The sequence below is a fragment of the Jezberella montanilacus genome (assembly GCF_003003055.1).
GTDB lineage: Bacteria > Pseudomonadota > Gammaproteobacteria > Burkholderiales > Burkholderiaceae_B > Zwartia > Zwartia montanilacus.
The window spans coordinates 346,723-365,978 of sequence record NZ_PVTV01000012.1 but is presented as its reverse complement, the minus strand read 5'-3'; the positions used below and the strand labels follow the sequence as shown (position 1 = coordinate 365,978).

Genomic DNA, 19,256 nt, shown 5'->3' with positions numbered 1-19,256 from the left:
GGCTGTATGTCGGGTAAACATTTGCTGGTCGCCGTGTCATCCCACGGCTTTGGGCATCTTTCGCAAGTCGCGCCGGCAGTCAATTCGCTAAAGCGTCTGATACCGGATTTGAAAATCACCGTGCGAGGCGCCTTCGATGCCGCTCGCATCCGCGGCCGAATCCCTGATGTCGCTTCAATCGAAGCCTTGGCAGACGATATCGGCATGAGCATGATCAATGCCGTCACGACCGACATTGACGCCAGCACTGTCGCCTTGCGCGAGCTTCACCTTGACTGGGATCGCAAAGTCGATGCCTTAGCCGAGCATCTTGTTAGACAGCAAGTGGATCTGGTTTTAGCCGATGTTCCTTATCTGACCCTGGCAGCGGCCGAGCGCGCAGGCATCCCGACAGTTGCTTTGTCATCACTGAACTGGGCAGATATTTTCGAGGATAGCTTAGGGCATCGAATTGACCCGGCACTCCTGAACCAGATTCGCGGGTGTTATCAATCAGCGCAGTATTTTTTCCAGTGCGCCCCTGCCATGCCTATGCCTTGGTTAAAGAACAAACAAGCCGTTGGCCCGGTTTGCTCACCAGGTCAATCACAGCGCGAGCGTTTGCTTCGCGAGCGACAGCTGCCCGCGGATACCTGGCTGGTTTTGGTCAGTATGGGCGGTGTGCAGTTAGACCTTAATCTTCAAGCCTGGCCCATGCACATCCATGGGCGTCCTGTCCACTACCTCACACAAGCCAATCTTTGCTGGACTCACCCGCACGCAATCTCTGTCGACTTACTCGACTTTCATTACAGCGATCTGATTGCCAGCGCTGATCTGGTCGTGACCAAACCGGGCTATGGCACCTTTGCCGAAGTCGCCTGCTCAGGCATCCCAGTGATTTATCTTGAACGCAATGATTGGCCAGAGACTGCGGCTCTGACTGAATGGCTGCACTCGGTTGCTCACTGTCACAGCGTGACGTATCCGCAGCTCAATAGCGCTGCAATCGGAGCGGTCATGGCTGGCTTATTAAGCGGCGGTCGCTACCCACCCGTTAAGCCCAGCGGCAACGACGAGGTCGCTGCGGTTTTGGCAAAGTTGCTGGGCTCCCTATAATCACTCAATGAACATCTTACTCACCGGCGGGGCGGGATACCTTGGCAGCCACACTGCCATTGTGTTGATCGAGGCAGGTCATCACGTCGTCTTGCTGGACAACTTCAGCAATGCCGACAAAGACGCCGTGACACGTTTAGAACGCTTGGCGGGTCAGCGGCTTTCTTTAATCGAAACCGATGTCAGAGACACTGAGCTGGTACAACAAGCCCTGGTTGATCACAGCATCAATGCGGTGATTCACTTTGCAGGGCTCAAGGCAGTAGGCGAATCCTTTGCAGAGCCAATTGCCTATTACTCAAATAACGTTGGCGGCACACTTAGCTTGCTCGCGGCGATGGTTAATGCCCGGGTCAAGACCTTAATCTTTAGCTCAAGCGCGACGGTATATGGCATCCCGCAATACCTTCCGATAGACGAGCATCATTCTATCTTGCCTATCAACCCCTACGGTCGCACCAAAGCGCAAGTTGAGCAAATACTAGAGGATACGGCGCGTGCGGATGAGTCTTGGCGCATCGCCAATCTGCGCTACTTCAATCCTGCAGGCGCTCACCCGTCAGGTCTGATTGGTGAAGATCCCGACGGCAAACCGAATAATTTGTTTCCATTTGTCAGTCGCACCGCGTCGGGCGAGTATCCCAGAGTGAACATCTTTGGCAGCGATTACCCCACACCCGACGGCACGGCGATTCGTGACTATATCCATGTGATGGATCTGGCAGACGGTCACGTCGCTGCGCTGGATTTTCTGCTGCGCGACGAGCAAGGATTTCACACCTTCAACCTCGGCACGGGACGCGGCTATAGCGTGCATGAGGTCATCGCTGCGTTCGAAGCGGCCGTTGGTCGCCCTATCCCCCAACAACTCTCCCCCAGAAGAGTCGGCGACGTCGCCGAATACTGCGCAGACGTCAGTCGCGCCATACAGGTGTTGGGCTGGCAGGCACAACGGTCATTAAAAGACATGTGCGAGACAGCCTGGAAGTTTCAAAGTCAGCGAAATCAGAGCTAACTTTTAATGCCGGTACCACAAAACCTTAACCCCCTTACCAACGCCTGCTTGTTAACAGTTCGTCACTTGTAGGTAGCTTAAGTTTTTGCGTTAGACTATCTTCGACAAGGCTATCTCTCAAAATAATTCATAAGACCTGTTCGGAGACTTCTCATGCGTCGAGTGCATCGGTTATTTGCTATGGCTGCGGGTGTTGCCGCAATTGCCAGTCTTACAGGTTGCAACACAGCACCCACAACTGTTGCGTCAACAGATCCCTATCCACGTACGACACAGATCTGCGCCGAACTCACTAGCACCATGATCCCCGCAGCAGCAATTGGTTTACCAACGAGCGGGGCAAAGGTGACCTCTGCCGAACTGATTGCCGCAACTGGCACTGGTGCAGCCGCTGTCGGCGCGTATTGCAAGGTCAACGCAGACATCCTGCCGGTTGACAGCAAAGCACCCAACATCAAACTCACGCTTAACCTGCCTGGTAATTACAACGGCAAAGGTCTCATGCTGGGCGGCGGTGGATACAACGGCACAATCCCGGCCACTAACGGCAACATTCCCGCTGGGCCAGCCAACACGCCAGTGCCATTGGCACGAGGTTATGCCACGTTCTCAAGTGACTCGGGGCATCAGGCTGGCGCCTTGGTCAGTCAAGACGGATCGTTCGGTGTTAACGACGAGGCTGCGAAGAATTTCTCCGGTGACGCATTAAAGAAAACACGCGACGTATCGATCTATCTGATCGAGCAACATTACAAAGCCGGTAAACCAGCAAAGATGTATTTTGTTGGTGGCTCAACTGGGGGGCGCGAAGCCCTGGCTGTTGCACAACGCTGGCCACAAGACTGGGATGGTGTTGTGGCACTCTACCCCGCCTGGAACGCAGCCAGTCTGGACCTGCAATTTGGTCGTATCACCCGTGCGCTCGCTGTCGAAGGGGCACATCTGGATCAGGGCAAACGCAAACTGCTCTACGACGCTGCCATGCAGACCTGCGACGCTCTTGATGGTGTCAAAGACGGCTTGATCAGCAACGTGCAAGCCTGTAATGCCAAATTCAACCCCAGCACAGCCAAACTCAATGGCAAACCCCTGCGTTGCGCCGGCGGCGAGGGCTCGTTAGAGGATGCCTGCCTCAACGATGCGCAAATCAACGCGCTTAAGGTTTACAACACGCCGATCACATTTAAGTACAAATTGGGTAGCGGCGAAACTCAATACCCAGGCTTTAACGTCTGGGGTGCCGACTTAGGCCTGGCAGGCGCACACCCTATGCAATCGCGCGTCACGTTTTTGGCAATGAACCTGGGCCAACCTGCAAACCCTATGCCCAACAACGCGCCTTATATGAGTATTTTCTGGGATCAGTGGGTGCGTTTCTTTGTCACAAAAGATACCTCGTTTGATTCGCTTAGTCTGGATCCGCAGCAGCCTGGCAAGTGGCAAGCTCGCATCAGTGAACTGACAGCGATGCAAGATGTCAACAAAACTGACCTGTCAGCGTTTCAGGCACGCGGTGGCAAACTGCTGATCGCACACGGCACAGCCGATGTGCTGGTCAGCACGCGTGCAACCGAGCAATACGTGGCGCGCTTGCAAACCACCATGGGCAAAGACCAAGTCAAACAATTTGTGCGTTACTACGAGATCCCTGGTTATGGGCATGCTTTAAGCACCGTGTACAACGCTGCCTGGGATTCGTTGGCCACTCTTGAGGGCTGGGTTGAAAAAGGCCAAGCCCCGCAAAACCAGATTGTTGCCGATACGATTGGCGTACCGGGTCGCACGCGGCCTTTATGCGAATACCCCACCTGGCCTCAATACAAAGGCGCAGGCGACGTTAATCAGGCTAGTAGCTTCGAGTGCCGTCTTAAGTAACCGACCACGGGTTTAACGCTAATCCAAATTCGCTGCTTTAATCAGGTCTTTTGACGTCTCAATGCGGAGATCTATCTCAGCCCCTTCCGCTGGCATTGCCAAAAGATCTGATATACACATTTCGATTTTCCTTGCCTGCGCATTTTCTTGCCACTCAGGTGACATTCGTGACCGTAGCTCAGAGAATTTTTTACTCATTAATTAAGCCCTGTTTTTTCATTTGATCTGGCTTTTCGACATGCCAACTCATGACAAGTTTATAGTTTTTATAAATTAATTGGCTGACTGAACCGGTCCGATGATGAGATCAAATTGATCGATGCTGCTTTTGAAACAACCTTCACGGTCTTCCTCATGGGTACTAAGTCAAATACAGGGGATACGTCTTTTAACAGATGAGGGTCACGCCTTTAAGCTATTGCTTGTCACCATTGCAGACCAAGATGATGTTTGCGGCACGGTCGCTTGTCCAAGGGTCGAGGTTTTGCTCCGTTTGCTTCAAGTTTTTTGTCAAGACGTCGAGGCAGGCTGTCACCCAGGTTTGATTGGTTTTCAGACCACGCTCTGCTCTGATTTTTACCTTTGTCATCACGTCATCTTGGCTGGTGCAATCCACGTTGACGTCACAGCGCAGTTTGGCGCTGCCGTTATACCGATCATCAGCGTCAGTGTCTGACGAGAACGTCGTGCCTTCACACGCGACAAGCTCTGTCGGATCAGTCAATTCGTTTTTGTATTTTTTAACGCCATCCATCGCTGAGCGAGCGTCCATCAAAACTGCACGTTCAGTCTCGGTGATCTTGCCCTGCCGGTCACGCTCAAGCGTCAACTCAAGTTGCGTGGCGAAGACTTTGGATTCATGAAGCGCTTTTTCGATCAAAGGGGTCGCCCAGTAATTGATCAAAAACACGACGTGATCCGCATCGACTGCTTTGATATCCACCTCAGGCTGTCGGGCAGCTTTATCGACCAAACCGTTATTGACAAAATAGCGGCCTTCAGCCTTGTCATAGACGCTATACGACCCGCCGCCTTGTTGGCAATCCAGGGTGGGGCTGAGTTTCCAGCGTTTGGTGAGCAGTTCATCCAGCAAGGACTGTCGCTCACGCAGTATTAAGGTCGCCTCGGAGACAGAGGTGGCGGGCGCAGGCTCTGTTACGGTGTCCGCTTTTAGTTCGGCTTTAAGTTCAGTCTTGGGTTCGGTTTTGGGTTCTGTTTTAGGTTCAACCGGGGCGCTCGGTTTTTCTTCTGTGAGCTTTGCGGGCTCTTTCTGTAAAACACCCTTTGCCCAGGTGCCAGTGACCCGAACAGTGCCATCAGGCCGGTACTCAGTACCTGCACCATCACGCCGACCGTTCTTGTATTCACCGACATACTTAGTGCCGCTGGGGAAGCTGTATGTCCCCTTGCCGTGCGCCACCCCATTCAAAAAGTCACCAACGTACACTTCGCCATTGGGATTGACTCGCTTGCCGAAACACTTGGTCCAGGTCGCCAGATCGTAATCGCCCTGGCATGCAGGCAGATTGCCAGTTTGAGCGACAACGGCTGTGTGCCCAAGGATTAATCCGCATAGCAGTAACGAGCAAGAGACAGAGAGTGCGTTTGTATTTTTTTGCATTACTTTTTTTGTGCCCGCACGAATATTTTCGCTTGTGTTGATTTTATCGGTACCTACAAACAAATATTTCTTTGCTTCAACAACTCATTTTGCAGCAAGACGCCCAGGATGGATGACAGATCCTCAAGCCGTAGTCCTGTCTTAAAGGCAAAATCCTTGGCGCGGTTCAATTCAGCATCGGTGAGTAGCTGGGTGAAGCATTTGTCTGCAACACGCATCGACTCAGTCTGAATATCGTATGACGTTGTTGGTATGTTTTTACCGACTAGACCTTCCAACTTCGAAAACTCTCTTTGCAAAACTGCATCAAGGCCAATAACACCGTTTGCCTGGATACCAGTCTCAGTAAGACTGACAGGGCTTCTAGCCATGACAACTGGGTTTTTTAGTGTGTTGCAATAAATTAAATCTACTTTCGCTGTGATGTGCGCAATACTTTGATAGAGACTTTGATGGTTGATCTCTGACGATTCGATTTTCTTGGAGTGATTTGAAAAGGTTTCTGTCCACTTACCAACGCGATAAACAATCCAAAAAGAAACACACAAAATAGCTATCAGCACAAACACACTACTGTTTAACTGTTCAATCATTTTTCCAACTACTGCATCCATCATTATTTGCAACCCTGAAGCCAACTTAGAAGTGCGCAGGAATATATCAGAGACTTCCTCAGATTTATTCAACTGTAAAAGGCGGGTGGATCAGATTGTCACGCTACCTTTGGCACCTAAACGAGGAGCTCACTAGACACACTACTTTTTAATTCTCGTAATTTTATTACCCTGCACGCCCAACCCAGCCATCAGGCCTTTTTGGCCAAAAACGAAAGCATAAATATCATCCTGCAGATTCATCGTCGTCTTTTGCATCGCCATGCCCTGATCCATCACGACCACGCTGGGGCCGACACCCACTTCGAAACCTTCAGTCGAATCAAGGGCTTTTAGGGCGGACTCTTTGGTAAAGAACATCACGTAACCGTACTCTTGGGCACCTGCCTGTAAACCAAACGAGGCACCGCCGGTGTTGTAGTAGGCGACGGTCTTGCCGCCACGCATCAACACCCCTTCGCCGTATTGGCCACCTACAACCAAACCGGCCTTCTTGATAGCAGGGAAAACAAGCACTGCGATAGCTGTTTCATTTAATTGCTGCGCTGCAGGCGTTGTACGCACTAATTTATCCAGCGCCGCACGACATGTCCGGTTCAGTTCTGCCGCGGTTTCTGCAACCGCAGTCTGACAAAACAAACCACTGACCATGAGGGCCAACAGTACGAGAGACTGCCGAGAAAATAAAGATTTCATTTTTTTCCTAGATTGATCCAGTTTGGCGATGACTTAGAATAACGCATTGCTTACCGAGTTACCGCCCATTTTATGAAAATCCTAGTCGTCTTTGGGACTCGTCCCGAGGCCATCAAAATGGCGCCGCTCGTTCATGCGCTGAAGGCCACGCCTGCGTTGCAGACCGTCGTCTGCGTCACCGCACAACACAGACAAATGCTGGATCAAGTGCTGGAGCTGTTTCAGATCGCCCCTGACATAGACCTGAACCTCATGCAAGCCGGACAAGACTTGTCGGACGTCACCAGTCGGGTGTTGACCGGGATGCGCGATGTTCTTAAAGCGCAAAAGCCCGATGCAGTACTTGTGCATGGCGACACGACAACCGCACTCGCCACCGCGATGGCGGGTTTTTACGCGGGGATCCCTGTTGGGCATGTGGAAGCGGGGCTCAGAACCCACGATATTCACGCCCCCTTCCCCGAAGAGTTCAATCGGCAAGTCATCAGCAAAATCGCCCAGTGGCATTTTGCGCCAACCGCCTTAAGCAAACAGAATCTGCTGGCAGAAGGTATTAAGGATGCGGCGATTATAGTGACGGGCAACACCGTCATCGATGCCCTGCAGTGGGTGACTCAACGTATCGATCAAGACTCGGCACGACAAGCGCAGCTTGAAGAGACGCTGAATCAGGCGCTCGATTTCAACTGGAAGTCGACGGTAGGCTCTTTACAAGCGGCATCGGTTCAAGAGAAGTCACCGCAGCGCTTTATTCTGATAACCGGCCACCGGCGCGAAAACTTCGGCGAAGGGTTCTTAAACATTTGCCAGGCAATTCATACCCTTGCGCAAACGCACCCCGACGTGCACTTTGTTTACCCCGTGCACCTCAATCCCAACGTGCAAGAGCCCGTCTACCGGTTGCTTAAAGGCCTCGCCAACGTGCACTTGATCGCACCCCAGGATTACGAACCTTTCGCCTATTTGCTTAGGCACGCTTATCTGGTGCTGACCGATAGCGGCGGCATACAAGAAGAAGCGCCCAGCCTTGGTAAGCCGGTATTGGTGATGAGAGAAACCACAGAAAGACCAGAGGCCGTTGAAGCTGGTACCGTCAGACTGGTCGGGTCAAGTACCGCGTCGATTGTTGAGAATGTGAACGATTTGCTGACCCATGCCGGGCACTACGAGGCGATGGCCAAGGCGCACAATCCTTATGGGGATGGGAAAGCTTGTGAGCGGATTGTGGCGGTGTTTAGTTGAACCGCGCACAACTCGTGAAGGGAAGTATTACAGATTGATAGAATATGCCTCTGCAATCCTGCGCATAGCTTGAACCTGATTTGGTTTTTTTAGTTCGACAACCGTCTTTGCAAAGGCTTGCAAATCAGCTTTGAGTTTGTCACCCATTTGTATAGTTTGACCCGGTTGGAGCAACCCCGACAATTGAACAACATCAGCTAGATGTTTATTGATTTTTTTCGAATCAATCGCCTCGCCCCTAGCTTCGCGTTCGGTCATTTCCATCCAAGCAACAGCTTTTAGTGGAATCAGTCTGTCTTCACCTACCCAGGACGGCATTCCGTACTTACTCTTCCGCCCAGTTATGACGAACTGGTAGTACTCGTCATCTAGCAAGATAGCTGAGAGACTAGAGATCTGCTCGTCCATCGGGATAGGTGTCAAGTGACCAGGTGAGATAAAGTTCAATCTGTCGGGAACCCTTGAGAACAGCTCCAACATATGGGGAAACTCATTATCGAGCGGCTTCTGAAATCGATATAAACAAGGCTTTTGCTCTGTATTCCCCTCTTTTTGCTGATAACCGCCAGCTTGCACGAACTCCCAGAATTTTTGGCCAAACTCCCACGTCAGGACCTCCACGTGCAAGACAATGTCCAAATCTTTCGTACCCCTAAATGGCAAGCCCGCCTCGGTCATCGCAATGCTAGCGGCCGTGCCGCCAATTAGGACGTACTGATTTTCAAAATCCTTGAACCAATCCCGAAAAATCGACAACCCTTTCACCATACAAACTTCTCCTCAATTTCATCAAGCGCAATCTGAATCCTATCGTCCTGGTTAGCCCTCAAGCTCAGCCAAAGAGACAAAACATCCACAGTTTTTTCTTTCACTTGCATCCCAGGTGTATAACGCCACAACTGAACGGCAACGCCATCAGCAAGCTCTCGAGGCTCGAAAAAAATTCCCGCGTGTTTAGCTTGTTCTAAAATATCAGCCGTCAGGGCAAGCATCGGTTGCTGTGGCTCGCTAAGCATAGTCATTAGTGCGAGCGCGCTCTCACCAGCCCAACGCACACCACTGAGATCAAAAATCCGACGATCGTAGGTCCACAAGGTTCGAAGTACAGGCGTACGCAGGTGCGGTTTGGCCTTCTCCCAGAGTTCCCGACGAGATCCGCTCAGTTTCAGGTATTTGGCGCGTCCTCGAACTTCTAGCTTAAACAGATCGAGCTGCAGCAACTCCCTTATCCCTCGAGTCGCTGTCATGCCGGTATAGCCCAGCCCAGCAGCCTCCTCGAACGGATGCCAAATCTCGCTTATTGGCTGATGGTGTAGAAACCAAATTACGAGCGCCTGTGTGGCAGGGCTTACCAGTTCTTGTTCACGACGCGATTCGGTCCTGAATCGCTCGCTTAGAATCATTCCCAGCTGCGGAGCGAAAAACTGCCTGTTCGGCACCACAAAGGCTACACCATGCTTGATCAGTTGCTTGCGCTCCCCAGGCCCAATCTCTGGCAACGCCACGATCACTGGATTTTTCAAAAGTTCACGCAACTGTTTTGTATGTTGGTCGATTTGCTGGGCAGCTAACGGCTGCCCTCCTTTGACAAAGGCAAACGTGACCAAGTGCCCTAGCAACTTTCCAGGAAGCACATCATAGAGATCTCGAAGAAAGTAAGGCAATTCGTCTGATTTCTCTCTGGCTGCCAAGCGCATAGCTTCGCCCCCAAGTATCTGGTTCAGATACTTAACAGTCAGTTGGCTTAAGTTTTTTTCTAACATATATTGATAATATAACATTATCGATGTTAGTATTGAAATAATATGTTATATTATTTGATAGCGGACCCAATGCCAAGTAGATATAGCGTTCAACCCTACCGGACTAAGCCGTATGGTTCAAATAGTAGGTGGATCTATTTGTCACACTCCTACCGACAGGTTCATTCAATATCGTTGAATGCTGCATCAAACCTCCAACCCAGCCAACCACTTCGAAGCATCCCTAACCTGCAAACGACCAATATCGGCCTCGACCTTGCAATCACGAACCAGCTGAATCGCTTGTGCTTGCGGCCACTGTTTTGAGAATCGCACTAAAGCTGTATGCGGTCGCGTATCAGTCAGCTTACACTCGACCAGATGGGTCAACGTATCGCCCTCGCTCAAACAAAAATCCACTTCAGCATCATCTTTCGTACGGATGTAATGCAAGTCAACCGAAGCGCCTCGCGTGTCTTGCTGCCACTGCGCATTTTTAAGCAAATGGCACGCAACCAAGTTTTCGAACTGAAGGGCCTCATTACCCACAACCAAACCAGTGTCGTAAAAATAAACTTTAGGCGCTTGTAAGGTGGCACGTGCAATGTTGCGATGCCACGGGCGAACCACAAACACAATGAATAGGGCTTCTAAAACATCGAGATATTTGTTTAAAGTCGCCGGTGACAAATTCAAATCTCGCGCCAGCGATGCAATCGACAAAGGTGAGCCCACGCGCGAACGAAGCATATCAGCGAATATCCGCATGGCATTCACCTCGTGCAAACGCGAAAATTCAATTACGTCCTCGCGTACCAGACCGGCAAAATAATCGGCTCGCCAACGTTGCGCGTCGGTGTCGTTGTCTGCCAATACAGGCTCGGGGAAGCCCCCTCTGGACAACAGGTGAGTAAGCGCGCTGTCGGGCGATACGTCATTGGCTTCGCACCATTCGCGCACTGATATCGGATGCAATCTGAGCCGAAAGTAACGGCCAGCCAAAGACTCGCCCGTTTGTCTACAGGTATCCATGCGCGCACTACCAGTGACTAAGATCGACTGATTCGGCGAACGCCCGTCGTAGACCCCCTTGAGCCAGGTTTTCCAGTCGCGCATTTTGTGGATTTCATCGAACACCAGCAAAGGCGCGTTGTGTCGCCAACTTTGCGCTTGGATTACAGCCCGGTGAGGCATCACATCAAAGTTCAGGTATTGGCCCCCGGAGAATTCATTGAGGAGTTGCTGACTCAAAGTCGTTTTGCCCACTTGGCGGGGACCAGTGAGCACAACCATTTTCTTTTGAAGATCTTGGCGGACTTTATCGTCTAAATAGCGTTTCATTCGACTATTTTATAGCATATTGGCAAAAAGTCGCGACTTTTTATCAATATACTGACGATTAGTCGCAATATTGAGCAAACAAGGTAGACAAGTTAAACATCAGGCGACGCCTTTAAACAACCACCTTAGGCATCAGACTCACGCGCCCGTCTGAGTTTTTCTTCTTGTTCAAGTCGCGTTTCTTCGAGTTCATACATCAACGCATCCATATCCACCACACGATTATCGGCTGCGACTTTGCCAGTCAGTGGTACCCCAACCTTGAGCTCCCCTGCCTCATAGAGCTTCCAGATCTCTTTGCCGTACTGGGTACCCAATAACTGAGGGGCAAACTCACCAAAGTAGGTGGCCAGATTATTCACATCCCGCTCAAGCATGACTGGCGCCTCGTTATTACCCGCCGCATTGACTGCTTGAGGCAAGTCGATAATCACCGGGCCATCTGCCGCAAGCAAGATGTTGAATTCAGACAGATCCCCATGCACCATGCCTTCGCAAAGCATGCGCACGACTTCATTCAGCAGGGATTGATGCAGCTCAAGTGCAAGCGCTTCGGTCATTTCAACATCGTTGAGCCGAGGCGCGGCATTGCCGTCGGCATCTTGCACGAGATCCATCAACAACACGCCGTCAGTGCAGATGTAGGGGGTCGGCACGCGAACACCCGCATTGGCCAATCTAAACAAGGCATCGACTTCAGCCGTTTGCCAGAGCTTTTCCTGGACTTCGCGGCCGTAGCGGCTGCCTTTCTCCATTGCGCGTTGCTGGCGACTGTTTTGCACCTTGCGGCCTTCCATATAGGATGCGGCCTGGCGAAAGCTTCTTTGCTTGACGTCTTTATAGACCTTGGCACAGCGGATATGCTGACCGCAACGGACAATGTAGACCGTGGCTTCTTTGCCGCTCATGAGCTGGGACAAGACCTCGTCGATGAGGCCTTCTTCTAGCAAGGGGGCTAGGCGTTTGGGGACTTTCAAAGCGACGCGCCTTGAGGAAAAACGATAATGGAGTTAGAACTATTCATCGTGTCATTATAGGTCTGGCCTTTAAGCCGCTATATACGCCCCCAATTATTCTATTAAGCGGACTTAGGCGGCGGATAAGACAAATAGGCAAGTCGCTTCACCTCTTGCCGGCCTCGAACGACATTATCAAGAATCAAGCCAGCGAAAAACGATAACGCGGCACATATCATCAACGACGCGCACAAGACAGCCGTTGGAAATCTGGGCACCAAACCAACTGCCAAAAACTCAGTAATTAACGGAATAGCCAAACCGATCGCAAAAGCCGCAAGCAACACGGCCACCATGCCAAAAAAGCTTAACGGGCGTTCATGCGTAAACAATCTGCCTATCGCCCACAAAATCCTGAAACCATCCCGATAAGTTGACAGCTTGCTTTCAGACCCTTCCAACCTTGCACCATAAGGCGTCATGACCTCGCCATAAGGCACTCGCAGTTCGAGAGCGTTCACCGTTAGCTCGGTCTCGATTTCAAAGCCACGCGACATCAGAGGTGTTGATTTTAAAAATCGCCGAGAAAATACCCGATAACCGGACAACATATCCGTGAAGCTACCACCAAAAATTCTCAAAACCGTTTGCGTAAAAAGACGATTACCCCACTGGTGGCCATGACGGTATGCAGCACCACTTAGCTCTGGCGAAGTTTCTCTGCAGCCCACAACCATATCGAGATGTTCATCAATCAGCTTATCCACCATCGGACCAACCGATGGTGCGTCATAGGTCGCATCACCATCCACCATGACATAAATATCAGCATCAACGTCAGCAGCCATGCGTCTTACCACATTACCTTTACCGGGTAGTGCCACATGCAAAACATTGGCCCCTTCAAGCAACGCAATTTCTTTAGTTCGATCGCTGGAGTTGTTATCGAAAACATAAATTTGTAACTCGGGCATAGCGATACGAAAGTCTCTAATGACTTTAGCGATCGCGGCTTCTTCGTTGTAGCAAGGTACAATCAAGGCAACACTTAGACCACGGTAGAACACGGGTTTTTCTCCAACACGCCAATTGGCTAGATGTTTTTTACTGGCTTTATTTACTGGATTTAGATAGATATTATCGTCGTATAACGCCTCAAGACTATGCCTTTCAACACCATCATAAAAAAAATTGGCAATACGACGTGGCATAACACTTACGCACTTTCGTTTTTACTCATTGTCTTTCTCGTTTTTAACTACATTACTCCCCCCCTGCAGTCACCCGACGAGTTTGATCACGTCAAGCGTGCTTATGCGCTGGGTGAGGGCACGATTCTATTTAAACCACTCGGCAACCAATCTTCAGGCACAGAGATTGACGACGGGCTGCTTCAATACATCGCCCTATTTGATCCGATCGGCCTGAATCCTGACAAAAAAATCACTGCTACCGACGTACACAAAGCCAACGAACTTCAATGGCAGAACGCCAAGACCTTCAGTGCTACGGTTGCAACTGCCTATTATTTTCCCCTAATTTATGCCCCCCAAGCTTTGGCGCTGCGCGTTAGCCGAGCAATCAGCCTCTCAATCAATCATTCTTATTATTTGACTCGGCTTACCGCCAGTCTTGTCGTATTGCTGATCCTTGGTTATGCATTTAGCCTAACGACACCGTCCCCTGTCACCCTTGCGTTGATCGCCATACCGATGAGTACCTATCAACTGTCGTCAACAAGTCTGGATGGCATTGCCACGGCATTATCGGTGTTATTAATTTCGATTTTTTTAAAACTGATGCGAGAGCCACCAGGCAACAATAAATTGTTCTGGTTCGCGGTCATCATTTTCTGGCTTCTTGCCTCAAGCCGGCTTCAGTTGCTTCCGCTATTTCTATTATTCGTCGTTCTTTTTGCGCGGGACAAAAACAAGCTGCACCTCTTCGGCTCTTTTATTGCTCTGGGCTTAGTTCTTGTTTGGATAGCGATTGCGAGCGCCCACACGGTTGATCATCGGGTACCAAGCAGTATCTCAAGCGGGCAAATCGCGCTTGCGTATGTAAGCGACCCGGGCAGCCTTATTCAGGTAATTTGGTCGACCTTGACTGATTCAACAACGTTAAGGGGTTGGTTCAGTTCATTTTTGGGAATGCTGGGCTGGCTGACGGCGCCGTTTCCCGGTCGCACTTACGTCTATTTGTTTACAACGATTTTAGTGATTGTTGCCCTATCGTTTTCTTTTGAGCATCTCAAAAGCCACTGGTATCTCAATCTATTATTTGTCTTTATTACTGGCTGTTCAGTGTTTTTAATTCTGTTCGCCATGTTGACAACCTGGACACCGTACCCAAGCCGAGTGATCATCGGTGTTCAAGGCAGATATTTTCTAATCCCGGCAATCTTGCTTAGTTATGGGCTGTTTCCGTCCATATCCAAACTGTCAAATCAAAAATTAGTGCCAACTATCTTTTGCCTGGCTGGCTTCGGTGTTTATTGCCTGTGTATCACCATCAATCTTCTGCTCGTTCGCTATTACATCGCAGCAAACTGAGCAGCCCAATCTGGATCAATTTCAGGCTGGTTTCGTCACCAAACCACAACGATTGCCAATCACCGTTGGTTTGATATTGCGCTCTTCACAAAACTCCATATATGCCTGATAGGCCCCATCGTAGGTCGTATTATTAAGCACATCGTCGATCACGATTGACCCGCCAGCAACCAGTACGTCATACAGCATAGGCAAGGTCTTTTTAATTGGCAAATAAAGATCAACATCTAAAAAGGCCAATTTGACCGGACCTAAGCTGGTGTAATCAAACGTAGAACAATCCGATTTGATCGCGCGCACGAAGGGAAAATTCACAAAGTGCTTTTTCCAGACCTCGAAGTCGTTGTACTCGAACCCTCTGAGATCCAGCAGATTTTTGCCTCGCGATTGCACCTCATAATCGAGATCCGCCTTGGTAAACGATTCGAAGGTATCGATTGCGTAATAAGGCGTTTCATCAGCAAGCTTCTGGTTCTTAATGTGTTCAGCCAAAAATCGTGACGTCATCCCTCTGGCCACACCAATCTCAACGACACAGCCTTCAACATCCTTTACACGCTCAAATTCGTTAATCAAAGTTGCTAGCTGGATTGGCTCAATGCAATAGGGGTAAACCGGCGCCCCAAGACCAAGGTGTTTAAATGCAATGGACTTGAGCGCTTCTTTAACGGGCTTCAACAATGAGGGCATAGGATTTAGTTAGGATAAATGTTTAATTGAGTTAGATTGTAAGAGTCGATGAATAGCATGCCGTGGGACCGAAGCAATGTCGTGCCCGATGAATGACAGGATCAGCTGCATGCCAAGCAAAATTGGCATTGCAGCGATCATCACCGTGCCGGCCGTAGCCAATACAAGTGTTTGAGACGACAAAATCCAGCCATGCAGGCCGAACAACACGCCAAAGAGCATCATCGGCACCCCAAATAGTAATTCGATCGAGCCAATAGACATATCGCGCAAAAAATAGTTATAGCCAATTCTTTTGCAAAAGTTGCGTACATGTTTCACGAGAAACTCACCTGCAATATGCGACACTTTCAGATTGCTGATTTCAGTCTCGTAATGCGCGTCCATGGGGATATCCATCACCATTGCCCTCAGCGTATTCAGCCGAAACAACATGTCTGTTTCAAAAAAATATCGACTGCTGATCTTTGAGAACGGCAGACGACGACAAACATTGGCATGAACCGCTGTATAGCCGTTGGTCGGATCAAAAATAGTCCAATACCCAGACGACAACTTATTAAGCAAAGACAACACGGCATTACCGAAAATTCTAATTCGGGGCATGCTTTTCAAGCTCGCCAAATCATAAAAGCGATTGCCCTTTGTGTAATCCGCCAGACCGGACACGATAGGCTGAACAAAGTACTGAATCAGCGAAGCATCCATCTGGCCGTCACCATCGATTTTGACAATGATATCTGCACCATCATCCAGCGCTGCCTGGTACCCGGACATGACAGCCCCCCCGACGCCTTGGTTCTGTTCGTGAAATAGAACCTTTAAGCGTGGGTCAGTCGCATTTTCGAGAACAATTTGCCCTGACCGCTCGGGGCAGGCATCATCAACCACATAGATCAGCTCAACGATCTCTGGGATAGATTGGCAAACGCCCAAAATGTGCTTAGCCACCCGGAAACACGGGATCACGACAGCGATACGATGGTGTTGTGCGGCGTCGTACATGTAGCCCCTGTATTGAAGCGGGTATGATACAAGTTTATCCGCTTTCGTATCTAGAGCATGACCCGTCACTGTATTTGCTGCTACACCGTCATGGGGGTTGGTCTGCGAGACTGGCACATGACGTGTCCTGCCTGTCATTACGAAAGCGCATCGCTTACGCCGACAATTAACGATTCAAGTCACTCGACTGGCCTAGACGAAACTGCAAGAGCGTCCGGTTTAGTGCGCGTCAGACAACTTAACTTTCGTCAGCTCATCCAGCACATTCTTCAGTACAAGCCCCCAGGATCGACATTACTGGACGTCGGCTGCGCTCACGGATGGTTTCTAGAGGTCGCCGGCGAAGCACTCAAAGTAGAGGGTCTTGAGCCCGATCAGACTATTTACGAGCAAACGGCAAAAAGAGGGTTACCGGTTAGGTTGGGGTTTTTCCCGGAGGCGCTCAAGGCTGGCGATCAATACGATGTCATCACGTTCAACGACGTGATTGAACACATCCCCGACATCCACGCTGCGCTTCAAGCCGTGCAAGGGCATCTCAATACAAATGGGATCCTGTTGCTCAATGTCCCCAACCGGGATGGGATTTTCTATCAACTATCCAAACTGCTGTGCCGATTTGGTTTGAGTTCATTTTTCGAGCGACTTTGGCAAACTGGGCTACCCTCGCCACACGTTCATTACTTTAATAAGAAGACACTCGCCGCACTGTTGAAGCGTGCTGGTTTCAAGGTGCAAACCCACGGCAGATTAGAGACTGTTGTTTTAAGCGGCTTGTATCAGCGAATTTCGTACGTAGGTAAAAGTCACCGGGTGACGAATGGTTTGTTGTTTTTGGCCGTTGCTGCTTCGCTGCCTTTACTCAAATTACTGCCTAGCGATATTTTGTACATCATTGCAACGCCAGATCCCCAGGCGGGTAATTAATCACTCACTTTAGTCAACAATGTCTGGCCGTCATGGCGGTCAATCTTATACAAGCCGCTGGCGGCTCCCACAGACGTCGGATCAAAAATCGCCTGGTTGTTATCCCAGAATTGCTCGTCACCGCGATACAGGGCTAGATAATCAAACCCCTTTAGCAGGCCCTCAAGGGCTTGATTACACGTCCAAACATCACCTTCATCGTACTTCTGTCCGAGGCTCCAGCACCAGGACATAGAGATTGTGTTCGGTAGCATCGCGTAATAAAACATGACGCGTTCGAGGCCGTTCGAGCGCTGAGCAATGAAATAAACCTTGTCGCTGGGCAGGATATGTTGCTTCACCTGGTCTGCGAAACTCTCAATTTGTTGCCTTAAGGCTTTATCAGGGCCTGCAGATTTGATCCCGCCGAGCTCAGTTAAAAACTGACCATGGGTCATCGCTGTCAATACAGTCAAGCAAATCACTGCAATCAAGGTATTTATTTTACGAACCCAGGAATCCGTGCTGTCAAATAACATCACCAACACAAAACTAGCCCAGGCAAGCAAATAGGTCGAAAGATATCGCTCAAACGATGCGAGCCGGATACCTTCATATTCAGTAAAAATGATCAGATAGCTTAAAAGCAGAGCTGCTGCATAGCCCCAAAATCCAACAAATAGGGCACCTATTGTGATCCCGCAAAACAAGCGTTGACCAGGCCTCGCTCGATAAAAGACCAGCAGCGACAATAAGCTCAGGGTCGCGACAATCATCAGAAGGGTCGGATGCCAGGGCGTGAACGGTATTGAGATGGTGTGATAGGCTGTCTCGGTCATGCGGTGCATAAACTCGCCAAGGGTCGTCAGCAATCTTCGCTGATGAGGCTCGTCACGCCACTCGGCCAGGGTTGGGATGGCAAGGGCTCGCGATGCCCCGATGCTTCTTACATACCACGCCCAGGACTGCATCACCACGAACATACAGATAAAGATTGACACAATCTTTAACAAATTTGAGCGCAGCCTGCCAGAGAACGCAACACGCACATCACCCAGTGACTGTCTTTGAGAACGATTCGCGAGCAACAGATTGGTCGCGTAGACAAAGCAGGCCACCAGAGCAAGCAAAATGCCTATTTCCTTTAATAGAAGCAACACGCCCACCGACAAAGCTAAGGCAGCCCAAGTCGCAGCGCTCTGGTCCTCTTTAACTGCGAAACTCAAGGCAGCGACGAAACACATGCCCAACAGCGCGTCAGAGTAGAGACTCGAGAATGAGTAGCCAAACGCGTACATAAGCGTGGCAACGAGAAAAAACAGGGCAATCTTGGTCATCGCCCCAGCCCGCGCCAAGGACGCTATACACAGCACGCCCGACAGCAACCAAATGTCTTGAGCGAATAAGGCGGTTTTCTCAGACCAAGAAAAGAACTGCAGCACGTAATATTGAAACAGCTGCTGAATGGGTGGGTAAGACTTGAGAAAAATCGGCGAATTTTCTTTAAATAACGAGTCGGTCGTGTAAATCAGTTTTGTACTGGCGGCCCAAAAAGAGAACTCATCCCAAAGCAAAAATCTGAAGTCGCCATCAATCGCCCAATAAAACCAGCCAAGCAGCGACAACAAGACGAAAGCCAGACTAACGGGCTGCGCAAAATCAAAAAATCGCTGTCTTGAGCCCACGACCCCAACAGCGAGTAGTCCTAACCCTATTGCGGTGGCGAGCCGGTATCCCCAGGGGAGCAAATCACCAATACCGAAAAAATACAACAAAAGGGCAACAAAACAGCAGTAAATAAAGGGTGCAGCGCCAAAGCCAAGCCTAAGCTTTTCAGCAATAAATTTGAGATAACCCAGACAAGACAGGATTAGCAGCGCAACGTTGAAATACATCATTTTTT

The 19,256-nt window shown here is 50.0% G+C and carries 17 protein-coding genes; 6 read left to right on the top strand and 11 right to left on the bottom strand.

Features of this window, described 5'->3' with window-relative positions; genetic code table 11:
- Nucleotides 1-6: 6 nt before the first annotated feature.
- The 3 genes from BCM14_RS07525 (at nt 7) to BCM14_RS07515 (ending at nt 3,988) form a co-directional block, all read left to right on the top strand.
- Nucleotides 7-1,098 (top strand): hypothetical protein, encoded by a 1,092-nt coding sequence (locus BCM14_RS07525; RefSeq protein ID WP_106227376.1) that lies wholly within the window; start codon nt 7-9, stop codon nt 1,096-1,098.
- A 7-nt stretch (nt 1,099-1,105) separates the two neighbouring features.
- Nucleotides 1,106-2,113 (top strand): UDP-glucose 4-epimerase GalE, encoded by a 1,008-nt coding sequence (gene galE / locus BCM14_RS07520; protein ID WP_106227375.1) that lies wholly within the window; start codon nt 1,106-1,108, stop codon nt 2,111-2,113.
- A 153-nt stretch (nt 2,114-2,266) separates the two neighbouring features.
- On the top strand, nt 2,267-3,988 hold the full coding sequence (locus BCM14_RS07515) for a tannase/feruloyl esterase family alpha/beta hydrolase (protein WP_106227374.1): 1,722 nt from the start codon (nt 2,267-2,269) through the stop codon (nt 3,986-3,988).
- Nucleotides 3,989-4,403: 415 nt separating this feature from the next.
- On the opposite strand, the gene BCM14_RS07510 is transcribed toward BCM14_RS07515, so the two are convergent.
- The 3 genes from BCM14_RS07510 to BCM14_RS07500 form a co-directional block, all read right to left on the bottom strand.
- Complete coding sequence (locus BCM14_RS07510; protein WP_146129744.1) at nt 4,404-5,609, bottom strand: MORN repeat-containing protein; 1,206 nt, start codon at nt 5,607-5,609, stop codon at nt 4,404-4,406.
- A 53-nt stretch (nt 5,610-5,662) separates the two neighbouring features.
- Nucleotides 5,663-6,295: a hypothetical protein gene (locus tag BCM14_RS07505; RefSeq protein WP_146129743.1), complete on the bottom strand. Its 633-nt coding sequence runs from the start codon at nt 6,293-6,295 to the stop codon at nt 5,663-5,665.
- A 69-nt stretch (nt 6,296-6,364) separates the two neighbouring features.
- Complete coding sequence (locus tag BCM14_RS07500) at nt 6,365-6,919, bottom strand: lipid-binding SYLF domain-containing protein (protein ID WP_106227371.1); 555 nt, start codon at nt 6,917-6,919, stop codon at nt 6,365-6,367.
- 72 nt (nt 6,920-6,991) lie between these two features.
- On the opposite strand from BCM14_RS07500, the gene wecB reads away from it, so the two are divergent.
- Nucleotides 6,992-8,161, top strand: coding sequence for a non-hydrolyzing UDP-N-acetylglucosamine 2-epimerase (gene wecB / locus BCM14_RS07495; protein WP_106227370.1), 1,170 nt, complete (start codon nt 6,992-6,994; stop codon nt 8,159-8,161).
- Nucleotides 8,162-8,188: 27 nt separating this feature from the next.
- Here wecB and BCM14_RS07490 read toward each other — a convergent pair whose 3' ends face one another.
- The 5 genes from BCM14_RS07490 to BCM14_RS07470 form a co-directional block, all read right to left on the bottom strand.
- On the bottom strand, nt 8,189-8,929 hold the full coding sequence (locus BCM14_RS07490) for a hypothetical protein (protein ID WP_259673483.1): 741 nt from the start codon (nt 8,927-8,929) through the stop codon (nt 8,189-8,191).
- A complete protein-coding gene (locus BCM14_RS07485; RefSeq protein WP_146129742.1) occupies nt 8,923-9,924 on the bottom strand; it encodes a hypothetical protein in 1,002 nt (333 codons plus the stop codon). Before BCM14_RS07485 ends, BCM14_RS07490 begins: the two co-directional genes overlap by 7 nt.
- Before the next feature lie 186 nt (nt 9,925-10,110).
- A complete protein-coding gene (locus BCM14_RS07480) occupies nt 10,111-11,244 on the bottom strand; it encodes an ATP-binding protein (RefSeq protein ID WP_106227368.1) in 1,134 nt (377 codons plus the stop codon).
- A 125-nt stretch (nt 11,245-11,369) separates the two neighbouring features.
- Nucleotides 11,370-12,221, bottom strand: a complete 852-nt coding sequence (locus BCM14_RS07475; RefSeq protein WP_106227367.1) for a PA4780 family RIO1-like protein kinase — start codon at nt 12,219-12,221, stop codon at nt 11,370-11,372.
- Between the two features lie 101 nt (nt 12,222-12,322).
- Nucleotides 12,323-13,267, bottom strand: coding sequence for a glycosyltransferase family 2 protein (locus BCM14_RS07470; protein ID WP_106227366.1), 945 nt, complete (start codon nt 13,265-13,267; stop codon nt 12,323-12,325).
- Nucleotides 13,268-13,363: 96 nt separating this feature from the next.
- On the opposite strand from BCM14_RS07470, the gene BCM14_RS07465 reads away from it, so the two are divergent.
- Nucleotides 13,364-14,752 (top strand): DUF2142 domain-containing protein, encoded by a 1,389-nt coding sequence (locus tag BCM14_RS07465; RefSeq protein WP_106227365.1) that lies wholly within the window; start codon nt 13,364-13,366, stop codon nt 14,750-14,752.
- A gap of 21 nt (nt 14,753-14,773) precedes the next feature.
- On the opposite strand, the gene BCM14_RS07460 is transcribed toward BCM14_RS07465, so the two are convergent.
- Entirely contained in the window at nt 14,774-15,442 is a 669-nt protein-coding gene (locus BCM14_RS07460; protein ID WP_106227364.1) for a TylF/MycF/NovP-related O-methyltransferase, read from the bottom strand.
- 9 nt (nt 15,443-15,451) lie between these two features.
- Entirely contained in the window at nt 15,452-16,447 is a 996-nt protein-coding gene (locus tag BCM14_RS07455; protein ID WP_106227363.1) for a glycosyltransferase family 2 protein, read from the bottom strand.
- Nucleotides 16,448-16,504: 57 nt separating this feature from the next.
- On the opposite strand from BCM14_RS07455, the gene BCM14_RS07450 reads away from it, so the two are divergent.
- Nucleotides 16,505-17,374: a class I SAM-dependent methyltransferase gene (locus BCM14_RS07450; protein ID WP_106227362.1), complete on the top strand. Its 870-nt coding sequence runs from the start codon at nt 16,505-16,507 to the stop codon at nt 17,372-17,374.
- On the opposite strand, the gene BCM14_RS07445 is transcribed toward BCM14_RS07450, so the two are convergent.
- On the bottom strand, nt 17,371-19,251 hold the full coding sequence (locus tag BCM14_RS07445; protein ID WP_146129741.1) for a hypothetical protein: 1,881 nt from the start codon (nt 19,249-19,251) through the stop codon (nt 17,371-17,373). The genes BCM14_RS07450 and BCM14_RS07445 overlap by 4 nt on opposite strands.
- Nucleotides 19,252-19,256: the final 5 nt, after the last annotated feature.